Consider the following 241-nt stretch of genomic DNA (forward strand, 5'->3'; position numbering starts at 1 on the left):
TTCTCTCCTCGACTCTCGAGGCGAGCGGCGACCTCGCGGCCGACCCGCCCGCTGCCGATGATGAGTACACGCATTGGTATCACGTCTAGGTATTCCGCGATCCGGCGAGCCAGTCCGCCTTGTAACGCGACGGTCGAGAATATGACGAGAAAGACGGTCCCCACCAGAAGCGTGGCGGCCTCGGACTCGCCGGCGTTCTGGAGTTCGACCGCGAACAGGGTCGCGACCGACGCCGGGATGA

At 64.7% G+C, this 241-nt stretch carries 1 pseudogene; it reads right to left on the reverse strand.

The features are described 5' to 3' along the window. Window positions 1-241 (reverse strand): annotated as a pseudogene (locus EXE44_RS19310) (potassium transporter); the annotation flags it as partial.

This window comes from Halorubrum sp. SS7, from assembly GCF_005435055.1.
Taxonomy (GTDB): domain Archaea; phylum Halobacteriota; class Halobacteria; order Halobacteriales; family Haloferacaceae; genus Halorubrum; species Halorubrum salinarum.